The sequence below is a fragment of the Cryobacterium adonitolivorans genome (genome assembly GCF_004402695.1).
In the GTDB taxonomy this organism is placed as follows: domain Bacteria; phylum Actinomycetota; class Actinomycetes; order Actinomycetales; family Microbacteriaceae; genus Cryobacterium; species Cryobacterium adonitolivorans.
Genome location: NZ_SOFL01000028.1, coordinates 108,447 through 120,968 on the forward strand (window position 1 = coordinate 108,447; position 12,522 = coordinate 120,968).

The window sequence follows — 12,522 nt, forward strand, 5'->3', positions numbered from 1 at the left end:
CTCGTTCGGCCGCGCTCCATTAGCCACGCCATCATGTTACTGGCCGCGTCCGGGTGCCCGCCGGGCTCCCCGGCATCCGGTACGGCCGCCGCCTCAGCGCGCGATCAGCGCTTCCAACGCCTGCCGGTCCGGCTTTCCGGAGGCCAGGAGCGGGATGGTCTCGACGGTCACGATGCGAGCGGGGCGGGCGGCTCGGCCCAGAGCCGAAGCTGCGGCGGCGCGCACGGATTCCAGCGCCGGCGCCACGGTCGCGGCCAGCACGACCACCGGCGCCTGCCCCCAGACAGGGTCGGCCGCGCGCACGACGAAGGCCTCGCCCAGGCCGGGAAGGGTGCGCACCAGGGTCTCGACGGCATCCAGCGACACCTTCTCGCCGCCGGAGACGATCACGTTGTCGGCCCGGCCGGTGACGCTCACGGTGCCGTCGGCGGCGACCGTGCCCAGGTCGCCCGTGCGGTACCAGCGCACGCCCTGGTCGTCCAGGAATCTGTCGCCGGTGCGCTCCGCGTCGTCGAGGTACCCGTCGGAGAGCACCGCACCGCTGATCTCGAGCTGACCGTCGACGGCGCGCACCAGGGTGTTGCCGATCGGGACGCCGTCGTACACGCAGCCGCCGGCGGTCTCCGACGACCCATAGGTGCGCAACACCCGGATCCGGTGCCGTGCGGCCCGGTCGATCAGAGCCGGGGCGACGGCCTGGCCGCCCACGAGGATGCCGGTGAACCGGCGGAGCACGGCCAGGATCGCCGGGTCGGCGTCCGCGGCATCCAGCAGCCGGGCCAGCTGCACGGGCACCAGCGAGGTGAAGCGCAACGGTTCGGCGAGGCGGCCGGCATACTCGGCGAACACAACCGGGTCGAAGTGACCCGGCGGAAGCAGTACGGGCTCGGTGCCGGCCGCGATCGACCGCACGAGCACCTGTACCCCGGCGATGTAATGAGCGGGCAGGGCCAGCAGCCACTGACCGTCGCCGCCGAGGGCGACGCTCGATGCCGCCGCGGAGGCTAGCAACGCGTCGGTGCTGAGCATCACCCGCTTGGGCGCGGCCGTCGAGCCCGACGTTTCGATCACCACGGCCACGCGGCGCGGCACAAGCCCGAGCCAGTCCCGGCCGGAGCCGGTTCCGTTCTGGGCCGAAGGCGCCGGCAGCAGCGCGTCGCCGGTGGCGGAGAGCGCCAGGCGCAACTCTGCCAGCAGGTGCAGCGGATCCCCGACGGGAACGACGCGAACGGGCCTCACCGCATCTCCTAGAACTGCCAGGGGTACGGCGACCAGTCCGGTTCGCGCTTCTCAAGGAACGAGTCCCGGCCCTCGACGGCCTCGTCGGTGCCGTAGGCCAGGCGGGTGGCCTCCCCCGCGAAGACCTGCTGCCCGACCATGCCGTCGTCCACCGCGTTGAAGGCGAATTTGAGCATGCGGATGGCCGTGGGCGACTTGGTCAGAATGGTGCGCGCCCAGTCCAGCGCCTCGTTCTCCAGCTCGGCGTGCGGCACGACGGCGTTGATCGCCCCCATCTCGAAGGCGCGTTGGGCGGAATACTCCCGGGCGAGGAAGAAGACCTCCCTGGCCGCCTTCTGGCCGACCTGGCGGGCGAAGTAGGCGCTGCCGTAACCTCCGTCGAAGGAGCCGACATCGGCATCCGTCTGCTTGAACTTGCCGTGCTCGGCGCTGGCGATGCTGAGGTCGCAAACCACGTGCAGCGAGTGCCCGCCGCCGGCCGCCCAACCCGGGATCACGGCGATGACGACCTTGGGCATGAATCGGATCAGGCGTTGCACCTCGAGGATGTGCAGGCGACCGCCCCTGGCCTTGTCGATGCCGCTGGCGGTCTCGCCCTCACCGTACTTATAGCCGTCCCGACCGCGGATGCGCTGGTCGCCTCCCGAGCAGAACGCCCAGCCGCCGTCACGCGGGCTCGGTCCGTTGCCGGTGAGCAGCACCACACCGATGTGCGGATTGGTGCGGGCATCCTCGAGGGCGGCGTAAAGCTCGTCTACGGTTTGCGGCCGGAAGGCGTTGCGCACCTCCGGGCGGTTGAAGGCCACGCGGGCGATGCGGCCGGTGAGGTCGTGGTGATAGGTGATGTCGGCGAGAGCGCCGAAGCCATCCACCGAACGCCACTGGGTCGGGTCGAAGATCTCTGAAACCAGGTCGGGCATGGCTTCAGCCTACGCGGCAGGTTCTGGCTGCGGGGTAGGCGGAAGGGTCGGTCGGACGCCTGGGACCGCTCACACAACATGAGGGCTCTTCAGGTGTACCTCCTCGGCGTCGTCCCCGTCAACCCCTTGAATGGGCCAGACGCCGAGTTGTGTACTTATCTCACCCGAAAGACCTGGAGGTGGTCATGTTTCACAACAGCCCCTCGGCACCCGACACCGCGTTACCCAAACACGCATCCGTCACCAGCGCCGAAACCCACACTGCTCCTGTCCTGACACCGATATCCAACGGCACCGTCGAGAGTTCAGCCGTTGCCCTCGCGGACGTCGAGATCACCGAACTCTCCCCCACGGAATGGCGGGTCGCGGACCATGCCATCGAGCAGGACGACCCGACCGCCTTGCTCGGCTTCATCCAGATCGTCGGCAGCGCCTTCGAGGTGACCAACCTCGGTCGCCCACGGGAACGTGCCTACTTCACTTCTTTTGACCGTGCAACAGCCAGTCTTCTCACCCGGGGGGTCCTCGCATGACAACCATCGTTCAGACGCCCATCGCCCGAGCAACCGCTCGCACCAGGACCCAGGCCCCGGCAGCGCCGCCGGCTGAGTCCACCCCATCGTCGTATTCGCCGTCGGCCGCCGCCAGTGCCGCGGCCACCTCCCGATACAGCCGGGCGTCCACGGATGCCTTCGGCGACTACCTGCGCCGCATCGGCAAGGGCCCCCTGCTCTCCGCAGAGGACGAGGTGGATCTGGCCCGCAAGATCGAGGTCGGACTGTTCGCCGAAGAGAAGATGTCCCGCGCCGAAGCTGAGGGCACCGCAGTGAACCCCGAGCTCAAGCGGGAGCTCACCTGCCTGGTCTTCGAGGGCCGGCGGGCGAAGAACCACTTCATCGAGGCCAACCTGCGTCTCGTAGTGAGCATCGCCAAGCACTACTCAGGTCGTGGCGTCCCGATCATGGACCTCGTGCAGGACGGCAACATCGGCCTCGTGCGGGCGGTGGAAAAGTACGACTTCATGACCGGCTTCAAGTTCTCCACCTACGCCACCTGGTGGATTCGCCAGGCCATCCACCGCGGCATGGCCGACAAGTCGCGCATGATCCGCATTCCGGTGCACACCGCCGAGAAGCTCAACAAGATCAAGCGCATCCGCCGGGACCTCACGAGCACACTCGACCGGGAACCGACGCTCAAGGAGATCGCCGAGCTGTCACAGATCGCGGTGCGCGACGTGTCCCGCCTGCTGCAGTACGACAACGAGCCCATCTCGCTGCACGCCCCGGTCGGCGACGGCATCGGCGACATCGCCGAGCTGATCATCGACGACGATCTACCCCAGCCCGACGAGTGCGCCACCATCACGCTGCGAGCGGCCGACATCACGTTTTATCTCGACGCCCTGCCCGACCGGGAACGGTCCATCCTCACGGCCCGCTTCGGTCTCACAGGTGAGGAGCCGCGCACCCTCGACCAGATCGCGGTAATCCAGGGCGTGACGCGGGAGCGGGTCCGGCAGATCGAGAAGCGGGCTTTGGCCCTCCTAAAGGTGCCACGACTCGAGCGATATCTCAGGGACTAGAAGCGAAAACCGGCGTAGCGTAACACTTACCCCTATCAACGGAGTGGTGCAATGGGCAAGCTGACGTACGATTCGAGCCTCACGGCGGATTTCGATGATCGGGTGCTCGCGCACATCCAGGTGGTAATCGGTGCCAAGCTACGCCGGGGTGAATGCTTCTACTTCACCTGGCGTGACGACCCCCAGGGGGGTGACGGACGGAGCACCATCTGGATGCATCCCAGCATCCCGCTGGCCTACAAGTACTTCGGCGGCCGTTCACCCAGCCTCAACCGCGACTGGATCGAAGCGCTGATGCTGACCGCGAACTCATCGGGCGGCCTGCAGATCGTGCCGGAGCCACACCGGCTGGGATCAACGTCCAACGGTAAGGACGACTCGTGACCCGCATCGACATCGTCTACGGCGGCAAACCGTACACGCTCGGAGACCGCACGATCGAGTCGCTACGAGCCGAGATCTCCAATGCAGCGGCGGCTGGCGTGCCCACCTGGCTTCGGGTCAACAGCGGCGCCGGGCGCTATCAGGATGCCTACCTGCTCATCTCTCCAGGCACCGCGATCGCCATCGTGGACGTGCAGCCCAACCTCCCGGACGTCATGCTGACCCCCGAAGAGACCTTCGTCGCCGATTCCACCGAATGAGCAGGCCAGGGGCGGACCCGCGGATGCTGGCACACTAGAGCCATGCTCCCTTCATTGCACGACGTGCTCGCCACCGCCCGCGTGGTCGACCTTCCCCTCGTCACCGGTTTCCGCGGTCTCACCAGCCGTGAAGCCGTGCTGATCGAAGGACCGGCCGGCTGGACCGAATTCTCCCCCTTCGTGGAATACGACGACGAAGAGGCTGCGGCCTGGCTGCGGGCGGCACTGGAGTTCGGTTGGGAAGAGACCCCGGCCCTTCGGCGAGACCGGGTTCCGGTAAACGCGACGGTGCCGGCTATCGACGCCGCCGACGTGCCCGCGCTACTGGCCCGGTTCCCCGGCTGCCGCACCGCCAAGGTGAAGGTCGCCGACCCCGGCCAGACCCTTGCCGAAGACGTTGAGCGGGTGCGGGCGGTGCGCAAGGCCCTTGGCGCAGAGGGACGCATCCGGGTGGATGCTAACGGGCTCTGGAACCTCGACGAGGCCGAGCACGCGATCCACGCGCTGGCAGAGTTCGACCTCGAGTATGTCGAGCAGCCGTGCGCGAGCATCGACGAACTCGCCGAGATCCGCCGTCGTACCGATTACCTCGACCTGCCGATCGCGGCCGACGAGAGCGTGCGCAAGGAATCCGATCCCCTCCTGGTGTCGCGCTCCGGCGCTGCCGACCTCCTGATCGTCAAGGCGGCGCCCCTCGGCGGCATCCGCGCGGTCCTCGCGATCCAGGCCGAGACGGGACTGCCGCTCATCGTCTCCAGCGCCCTCGACACCTCCGTGGGCATCTCGATGGGCGCCTTCCTGGCAGCGGCGCTGCCCGAGCTCGACTACGACTGCGGCCTGGCCACGGCGTCGCTGCTGGCCGCCGATGTCACCCACGAGCCGCTGCTGCCGGTCGATGGCAGCATCCCGGTGCGCCGGGTGGTTCCGGATGCCGACCTGCTCGACACCTACGCCGCGACACCCGAACGCCGTGACTGGTGGCTCGCCCGGATCACCCGCACGTACGCCCTGCTCGCCGACTAGCGGGTCGCACGCACGTCACGAGGTCTCGACAAGCTCGACCTCCGATCGGGCGCGGCGCGCGCAAGCCACCGAACTCAGCGAGGTCGGCCTGCGATCGGGGCGCGGACGGCGTTGTGGGCTAGAGGCCAGAGTAGGCGTGCAGGCCCTTGAAGAAGACGTTCACGACACCGAAGTTGAACATCACGGCGGCGAAACCGATGATCGCCAGCCACGCCGACCGCGATCCGCGCCAGCCGCGGGTGGCCCGCGCGTGGATGTACCCCGCGTAAATCACCCAGATGATGAAGGTCCACACCTCTTTGGTGTCCCAACCCCAGTACCGACCCCAGGCCCGCTCGGCCCAGATCGAGCCGGCCATGAGGGTGAAGGTCCACAGGATGAAGCCGATGATGTTGGTGCGATAGGCCAGATTCTCCAGGGTCACCGCCGCCGGCAGGGTCTTCAGGAACTTGAGCCGGCCGGGCTTGTCGGTGCCCACACGGTCCTCGCGGCGGAACTGCAGCAGCTGCACGAACGACAGCGCGAACCCGAGGGCGAAGAATCCAGTGGCGAGTGACGCCACGAACACGTGGATGACCAGCCACACCGACTGCAATGCCGGCGGCAGCGGGGCGACCTCGACGTAGTACTGCTGCGCGATGCCGAGCAGGATCAGGACGAGTCCGGTGACGAAGGTGCCGAGGAACCGCAGGTCGATGCGGGTGAGCAGGAACAGGAACACCGTGACGATGAGAAGCGTGCCGGTCATGGCGAACTCGTACATGTTGGCCCACGGCACCCGATCGGCGGCGATGCCGCGCAAGACGGTGGCGACGAGCTGCAGGGCCCAGGCGAGCACGGTCAGGGAGACACCCACCCGCAGGCTGGCGGAGCGGCCGTACGGCGTGGCCGCATCGTTGGCCATCCGGGCGCTGATGCGGGTAAGAGTGCTGGTGCCGCCGGCGGAACCCACGGCGGCGGCCTCGCCCGCTTCGGTTTTGGCGGACTCGGTGTCTGCCGCGTCCACCGCAGAGCTGCGCTTGGCCAGATCGATCGAGAAGGCGATGAACGCCACCGCGTAGACGGCCATGGCCGAGTACAGGCTGAGGATCGAGAGCTCGTTCAGATTCACTTTTACAGCCTAAGCGGGTTCGACGGGGGAAACGACCCGGGCGGAGCGTTTCAGCAGGGCGGCATGCCGGTCGGCCAGGGTGGTGACAGCCGACTCGAGCGCCGGGTCCTCTCCGCGAGCGAGGCCGGCGTATTCGAGCAGCACCGAGCCATCCGCCTGTTCGATGGCCTTCACCCAGAGCCGTCGGCGCGGCACGAAGAGCGACGTGAGCAGACCGCCGAGCACGAGCACCGCGAACAGCAGCACCCAGCCCTGAGTGGGGTCGTGGTGGATGTCGAACGACGCGAACCGCGGCACCGAACCTGAGTAGTCCCCGTCGGCGGCGTCCGGCGTGGCGTTCTCGAAGGTCACCGAGCCCAGCCCGTTGGGCAGTTCCTGGGTCTCGCCCGGCTTGAGCTCGAGCGGCTGGATGTCGCTCGTGCGGGTGGCCAGCGGCTCCATGGTGTCGGTGTCGAGGGAGTAGACCGAGGTGGGGACGCCGTCGTCGAGGCCGAGGTCGCCCGCGTAGACGTTGAGGGTGAGCACCGGGTACTCGAGGTCGGGGAAGCTGGAGAAGTACGACCCGGTGCTGCTCTCGTCCTGGGTCGGGTAGAAGAAGCCGACCAGGCCCACCTGCTCTTCCAGGCCGTCCGGCACCTTAACGATGCCCAGCGACGTGAGGTTGGCGTCCTGCGGCAAGAACGGCACGGAGTCGGTGAACACCACGGTGCCCTCCGGGTCCTTCACCGTAATGGTGGGCGCGTAGCCGTTGCCGAGCAGGTAGACGCTGGTGCCGCCGGTGCGAAGCGGGTCGTTGACCCGCACCGCGCCGGCTTTGGCGTCGCCGCCGCGCGGGGTGACGGTGACGCCGGCGGTGAAGTCGACGGGCTGACCGAACGCCTCGAGGTTCGCGGTCTCGTAGCTCACATCGAAGTCGTCGAGGGTGAGCGTGTAGGGGTCCAATTCTGTGTCGTCGAAGAACCGGCCGGGGTTGAACGAGTCGTAGGCCAGCAGAGTGTTGACGAAGGTCTGCCCCTCCACGAGCACCCGTTGGCCGGTGAAGCCGAAGCCGCTGCCGAAGCCGACGACAAGGAGCAGTCCGACCAGGGCGGAATGGAAGACCAGGTTGCCGGTCTCGCGCAGGTAGCCGCGCTCCGCCGACACCGAGAATTCCGTGGGGCTCTCGAACAGGGCCACGCGGTAGCGGCCCTGTTTAAGCACGGTGCGGGCAGCGGCGACGGCGGTGGCGGCATCCGTGCCGGCCGGAGCGGTGCGGCTCATGAAGCCGGCCAGCCGGCCGAGGCGGGCGGGGGTCTTGGGCGGTTTTGCGCGCAACGCCTGCAGGTGGTGCTTGGTGCGCGGGATGACGCAGCCGATCAGCGAGACGAACAGCAGCAAGTAAATGGAGGAGAACCAGGCCGAGGAGTACACGTCGAACGCCTGGATCGTGTCCAGCACCGGCGCGAGGTCGGGGTTGTCGGTGAAGTACTGGGTGACGCCGTTCGGGTCTGAGCTGCGCTGGGGCACCAGCGAGCCGGGCACCGCCGCGATCGCGAGCAACAGCAGCAGGAACAGGGCGGTGCGCATGCTGGTGAGCTGGCGCCAGAACCAGCGCAGGGTGCCGACGAAGCCGAGCTTGGGTTGGGTGATCCCGTCGCCAGAGGGGACCGGCGCGGAGTCGATGTGGTCAGATGGCCGGGACATAACTGCCAATCACCCCTTGCAGGTTCAGGAGCCAGGCATTCCATAAGCCGCTCACCATGAGCACGCCGATAACGATCAGGAGCACGCCGCCGAACAGGTTGATCGCCCGGATGTGACGCTTGAGAAAGGCTACGGCCCCGGTGGCCCAGTTCAGGCCCAGGGCGATCAGCAGGAACGGGATGCCCAGGCCGAGCGCGTAGAACAGCGCCAGCAGGCCGCCCTGCCAGGGCGAGCCGGTACTCAGGCTGAGCGAATTGATGGCCGTGAGCGTGGGCCCGGTGCACGGGGTCCAGCCGACCGCGAAGACCGCGCCGAGCACGGGAGCGCCGGTCAGGCCCATCCGCGGCCGCCAGGAGGTCTTGATGGTACGTTGCATCGCCCCGAACTGGCCGACGAACACCAGGCCGAGCAGGATCACGATGGCGCCGGCGATGCGGGTGATCAGGTCGCGGTACTGGTTGAGCCAGAAGCCGGCGACGCCGAACACCACGCCGGTGAGCACGAAGACCAGGGTGAAGCCGAGGATGAAGAGGGCGACGCCCAGCAGCAGCCGGTTTCGGCCCCGGCGGGCGGAGAGCTTCGACCCGGTGCTGCCATCGGCGAACCCGCCGATGTAGGCGAGGTAGCCGGGAACGAGCGGCAGGATGCACGGTGAGGCGAACGAGACGAGCCCGGCCAGCACGGCGATCGGGATCGCCAGGAACAGTTGCCCGCTGAAGACGATCTCGCCGAAGGGATTGCCCACGCCTAGCCGTCCTCGGCAATCGTGTCTTTGATCAGGGTTGCCAGGATGGACGGCGAATTGACCTGGCCGAGGATGCGCGCGGCGACCCGGCCCGAGGAGTCCAGCACCAGGGTGGTGGGCACGGCATTCGGGGGGATTTTGCCGCTGAAGGCGAGCTGCATCCCGCCGTCGTCGTCCATCACCGACGGGTAGCTGATCTCGTAGCTTTGGTTGAAGGCGATGGCGCTGGCCGCCTGGTCGCGCACGTTCACGCCGAGGAAGCTAGCGCCCTGATCGGCGAATTCCTCGCTGATCTTCTTGAGGTCGGGGGCCTCGGCGCGGCACGGGGCGCAGCTGGCGTACCAGAAGTTGACCACGAGCACCTCGCCGGCGTAGTCGGCGGAGCTCACGGTGGAGCCGTCCTCGAGGGTGCCGTCGAAGACGACGGACTCCCCGCGGTCATCAGCGGCAATCTCCGTGACGCTTCCGTCGCCGGCGATGTAACCCTTCCCGCTGCCTTCGCGGTACTGGTCGGCCAGCGGGTCGGATCCTGAGCAGCCGGTCAGCACGAGGCCGAGGCTGACGAGGCCGACCAGGGCAAGACGAAGCGAACGGCGACTCACGCGGTGCGCACTCACACGGCACCGACATCCGTCGCCTGCACGAGCAGGGGGCCGGCGGGATTGGCGTAGCCGACCTCGACCGGAAGGGCGCCGCGCAACGACAGCGTGGTGATGCTGGACAGGTCGCAGCGGCGCTTGCGCGGGTCGTGGGCGAGGCGTTCGTGGGCCAGGGTACGGTGCACCATCCAGATCGGCAGCTGGTGGCTGACCAGGACGACGTCACCGTCGTCGACCGAATGGAAGGCGTCGTCGATGGCGGCGAGCATCCGGGCGGAGATGGATGTGAACGGTTCGCCCCAGCTGGGCCGGGCCGGATTCATCAGGCTGGGCCAGTTGCGCGGGTCTCGCAGGGCGCCGCCGGTGCCGCCCATGCGCTTGCCCTCGAAGCGGTTGGCCGGTTCGATGATGCGCTCGTCGATGTCGATGGGCAGACCGAATGCCGCCATGATCGGTGCCGCCGAATCCTGGGTGCGCTGCAGCGGCGAGGCGATGAGCCGCACCACGGGGCGCCCACGCTCGACGAGGTCTGCGGCAGCCGCCTCGGCCATCCGCGCGCCCAACTCGGACAGGCGGAAGCCGGGAAGTCTGCCGTAAAGCACGCGCTCGGGGTTGAAAACCTCACCGTGCCGCACGAGATGTACCTGACTAGCTACCACATGCTCCAGTCTACGGAAGGGTCACCCGCGAATTCGCCGAGAGCTGTGCGGCTAAACTCAGGGGGTGAATGCGCGCGTACTGATCAAGAACCTTGCTGCCCTCGACGACGGTCTCGTTTCCGTGTCTGGATGGGTCGAAACCGTCCGAGACCAGAAGAAGGTGCAATTCGTCGTCTTGCGCGACGAATCCGGCGCCGTGCAGCTGGTCAATCCGCGCACGACGGATGCCGAGGGTGTCGTCGTCGACGACGAGCCGGCCACCACCATCTCCGGCCTGTCCCAGGGCAGCTTCGTCACCGTGAGCGGGCAACTCAAGCACGACGAGCGGGTCAAGCTCGGCGGCATCGAGATCAAGCTGGCGTCCCTCGAGGTCGTCACGCACGCCATCCCGGAGACCCCGATCGCCGCCGACTCCAGCCTGGACAAGCGCATGGACTGGCGCTTCCTCGATCTGCGCCAGCCCAAGGCGAGCCTCATCTTCCGCATCCAGACCACGTTCGAGCATGCCCTGCGCACGTACTGGATCGAGCACGACTTCATCGAGCTGCACACCCCGAAGCTGATGGCCAGCGCGAGCGAGTCCCGCGCCGAGCTGTTCGAGGTGGAGTACTTCGACCGCAAGGCGTACCTGGCGCAGAGCCCACAGTTCTTCAAGCAGATGGCGCAGTCCGCAGGTTTCGGCAAGATCTTCGAGGTGGGGCCGGCGTTCCGGGCCGACCCGTCGTTCACCAGCCGGCACGCCACCGAGTTCACCAGCGTCGACTCCGAGATCAGCTGGATCGGCAGCCACGAAGACGTCATGCAGCTGCACGAGGAGCTGCTCGTGCACGCGTTCACCGCGGTCAAGGCCAAGCACGGCGAGGAGATTCTCGGGCTGTTCGGCGTTGAGGTCACCGTGCCGACCACGCCGTTCCCGCGCATCCCGCTGGCCGAGGCCAAGGAGATCGTCAAGAGCCGCGGCTACGAGGTTCCCCGCGACGACGACGACATGGACCCGGAGGGCGAGCGCCAGATCGCGGCGTACGTCGCCGAGACCTACGGGCACGAGTTCGTGTTCCTCACCGACTACGCGTCGAGCATCCGCCCGTTCTATCACATGCGACACGAGGGCGACGCGAGCCTGACCAACAGCTACGACCTGATCTTCAACGGCACCGAGATCTCCACCGGCGCGCAGCGCGAGCACCGCATCGACGTCCTCGTCGAGCAAGCCGTGGAGAAGGGCGTCGACCCGGCCGAGATCGCGGGCTACCTGGACTTCTTCCGCTATGGCGTTCCGTCGCACGGTGGGTTCGGCATGGGCCTGGCCCGTGTGCTGATGCTGATGCTGCACCAGGCATCCATCCGTGAGGTCACCTACCTGTTCCGCGGCCCGACCCGCCTGGAGCCGTGACCCGCACTCCTCCTGTACAAAATCGCGCCTGTCCAACGGACGGGCGCGATTTTTCGTTAAGACCAAACCTTTTCTGACGTGGGGACGAACCACCTGCATACCAAGCAAGCCCCCACACTCCACAGCAAAGGACCTCATCATGCGCACCTTCACCAAGACCGCACTCGGCCTCACCACCGCGGGCCTGCTCGTCGCCGGCCTCGCCGCCTGCTCCACCCCCGCCGCCGAGACCTCGACGTCATCGTCCAGCTCCAGCAGCTCCGCCGAGGCCACCCCCACCCCGGTCGCCTCGATCCCCACCCTCACCGGCGTCGACACCGCCGTGCTCCTGGACGCCGACTTCGCCGCCGCCCTCACCAGCCTGGGCCTGACCCCCGGCACCGTCGGCACCGCCACCCTCGAAGAAGGCAGCCTGCACTTCCCCATCACCGGCGGCAACGTGGACTACTACGACCCGGCCGAGGACTACCGCCCCTACGTCCAGGGCAACATCGAGCACGAAGGCTCCGGCTTCTCCCNAGGACTACCGCCCCTACGTCCAGGGCAACATCGAGCACGAAGGCTCCGGCTTCTCCCTCACCGCCGGCGACACCGTCGTCGAACTGACCAACTTCACCATCGACCCCGGCACCTCCGAACTCTTCGGAGACGTCACCGCCAACGGCGAATCCGCCGCCACCCAGGTCAAGCTCTTCGACCTCTACGGCGGAACCCTCAAGCCCCTCCAGATGGACGGCGACAACGCCATCCTCACCGGCACCACCGTGCACATCTCCGCCGACGCCGCCGCCCTGCTCAACACCACCTTCAACACCGACGCCGTCGCCGACCAGCTCCTCGTAGGCATCGCAACCATCACCGTCAACACCAAGTAACACCCACAACACACCAAAAACGGCCGAGCCCCGCTCGGCCGTTTTT

The 12,522-nt window shown here is 67.6% G+C and carries 14 protein-coding genes; 7 read left to right on the forward strand and 7 right to left on the reverse strand.

The window, feature by feature from the left end; genetic code table 11:
• Positions 1 to 93 precede the first annotated feature (93 nt).
• Together E3O42_RS08650 and E3O42_RS08655 are read right to left on the reverse strand one after the other, a co-directional pair.
• The gene (locus E3O42_RS08650) at positions 94 to 1,239 is read right to left on the reverse strand and encodes an AMP-binding protein (protein ID WP_174844238.1); all 1,146 of its coding nucleotides are present in this window, start codon (positions 1,237 to 1,239) and stop codon (positions 94 to 96) included.
• Positions 1,240 to 1,247: 8 nt separating this feature from the next.
• Positions 1,248 to 2,159 (reverse strand): 1,4-dihydroxy-2-naphthoyl-CoA synthase, encoded by a 912-nt coding sequence (locus E3O42_RS08655; RefSeq protein WP_134453546.1) that lies wholly within the window; start codon positions 2,157 to 2,159, stop codon positions 1,248 to 1,250.
• 185 nt (positions 2,160 to 2,344) lie between these two features.
• On the opposite strand from E3O42_RS08655, the gene E3O42_RS08660 reads away from it, so the two are divergent.
• From E3O42_RS08660 to E3O42_RS08680, 5 genes are read left to right on the forward strand one after another with little or no spacing between them, the layout of a single operon-like run.
• On the forward strand, positions 2,345 to 2,692 hold the full coding sequence (locus E3O42_RS08660; protein WP_134453547.1) for a hypothetical protein: 348 nt from the start codon (positions 2,345 to 2,347) through the stop codon (positions 2,690 to 2,692).
• The gene (locus E3O42_RS08665; protein WP_134453548.1) at positions 2,689 to 3,744 is read left to right on the forward strand and encodes a sigma-70 family RNA polymerase sigma factor; all 1,056 of its coding nucleotides are present in this window, start codon (positions 2,689 to 2,691) and stop codon (positions 3,742 to 3,744) included. Before E3O42_RS08660 ends, E3O42_RS08665 begins: the two co-directional genes overlap by 4 nt.
• 51 nt (positions 3,745 to 3,795) lie before the next feature.
• On the forward strand, positions 3,796 to 4,128 hold the full coding sequence (locus tag E3O42_RS08670) for a DUF7882 family protein (protein ID WP_088454975.1): 333 nt from the start codon (positions 3,796 to 3,798) through the stop codon (positions 4,126 to 4,128).
• Positions 4,125 to 4,388: a hypothetical protein gene (locus E3O42_RS08675; protein WP_134453549.1), complete on the forward strand. Its 264-nt coding sequence runs from the start codon at positions 4,125 to 4,127 to the stop codon at positions 4,386 to 4,388. Before E3O42_RS08670 ends, E3O42_RS08675 begins: the two co-directional genes overlap by 4 nt.
• Positions 4,389 to 4,430: 42 nt before the next feature.
• A complete protein-coding gene (locus E3O42_RS08680) occupies positions 4,431 to 5,411 on the forward strand; it encodes an o-succinylbenzoate synthase (protein WP_134453550.1) in 981 nt (326 codons plus the stop codon).
• A gap of 118 nt (positions 5,412 to 5,529) precedes the next feature.
• On the opposite strand, the gene ccsB is transcribed toward E3O42_RS08680, so the two are convergent.
• Genes ccsB through E3O42_RS08705 form a run of 5 tightly spaced genes read right to left on the reverse strand, consistent with a single transcriptional unit; the run spans position 5,530 to position 10,208 of the window.
• Positions 5,530 to 6,480, reverse strand: coding sequence for a c-type cytochrome biogenesis protein CcsB (gene ccsB, locus E3O42_RS08685; RefSeq protein WP_134453569.1), 951 nt, complete (start codon positions 6,478 to 6,480; stop codon positions 5,530 to 5,532).
• 51 nt (positions 6,481 to 6,531) lie between these two features.
• Positions 6,532 to 8,205, reverse strand: a complete 1,674-nt coding sequence (resB, locus tag E3O42_RS08690; RefSeq protein ID WP_134453551.1) for a cytochrome c biogenesis protein ResB — start codon at positions 8,203 to 8,205, stop codon at positions 6,532 to 6,534.
• Complete coding sequence (locus E3O42_RS08695; RefSeq protein WP_134453552.1) at positions 8,189 to 8,950, reverse strand: cytochrome c biogenesis CcdA family protein; 762 nt, start codon at positions 8,948 to 8,950, stop codon at positions 8,189 to 8,191. The genes resB and E3O42_RS08695 overlap by 17 nt, the downstream gene beginning before the upstream one ends.
• Before the next feature lie 2 nt (positions 8,951 to 8,952).
• Positions 8,953 to 9,567: a TlpA family protein disulfide reductase gene (locus E3O42_RS08700; protein ID WP_338144941.1), complete on the reverse strand. Its 615-nt coding sequence runs from the start codon at positions 9,565 to 9,567 to the stop codon at positions 8,953 to 8,955.
• Complete coding sequence (locus E3O42_RS08705; RefSeq protein WP_134453553.1) at positions 9,564 to 10,208, reverse strand: histidine phosphatase family protein; 645 nt, start codon at positions 10,206 to 10,208, stop codon at positions 9,564 to 9,566. Before E3O42_RS08705 ends, E3O42_RS08700 begins: the two co-directional genes overlap by 4 nt.
• 79 nt (positions 10,209 to 10,287) lie before the next feature.
• Between E3O42_RS08705 and aspS the strand changes: the two genes are divergently transcribed.
• Positions 10,288 to 11,601: an aspartate--tRNA(Asn) ligase gene (aspS, locus tag E3O42_RS08710; protein ID WP_134453571.1), complete on the forward strand. Its 1,314-nt coding sequence runs from the start codon at positions 10,288 to 10,290 to the stop codon at positions 11,599 to 11,601.
• Positions 11,602 to 12,329: 728 nt separating this feature from the next.
• Entirely contained in the window at positions 12,330 to 12,476 is a 147-nt protein-coding gene (locus E3O42_RS18495) for a hypothetical protein (RefSeq protein WP_241984731.1), read from the forward strand.
• Positions 12,477 to 12,522: the final 46 nt, after the last annotated feature.

Bases quoted from the DNA above. Each gene is read 5' to 3' on its own strand.
- E3O42_RS08680 (WP_134453550.1), top strand. From the start codon at position 4,431: ATGCTCCCTTCATTGCACGACGTGCTCGCCACCGCCCGCGTGGTCGAC.
- E3O42_RS18495 (WP_241984731.1), top strand. From the start codon at position 12,330: ATGGACGGCGACAACGCCATCCTCACCGGCACCACCGTGCACATCTCC.
- ccsB (WP_134453569.1), bottom strand. From the start codon at position 6,480: ATGGCCGTCTACGCGGTGGCGTTCATCGCCTTCTCGATCGATCTGGCC.
- E3O42_RS08665 (WP_134453548.1), top strand. From the start codon at position 2,689: ATGACAACCATCGTTCAGACGCCCATCGCCCGAGCAACCGCTCGCACC.
- E3O42_RS08660 (WP_134453547.1), top strand. From the start codon at position 2,345: ATGTTTCACAACAGCCCCTCGGCACCCGACACCGCGTTACCCAAACAC.
- resB (WP_134453551.1), bottom strand. From the start codon at position 8,205: ATGTCCCGGCCATCTGACCACATCGACTCCGCGCCGGTCCCCTCTGGC.
- E3O42_RS08655 (WP_134453546.1), bottom strand. From the start codon at position 2,159: ATGCCCGACCTGGTTTCAGAGATCTTCGACCCGACCCAGTGGCGTTCG.
- E3O42_RS08670 (WP_088454975.1), top strand. From the start codon at position 3,796: ATGGGCAAGCTGACGTACGATTCGAGCCTCACGGCGGATTTCGATGAT.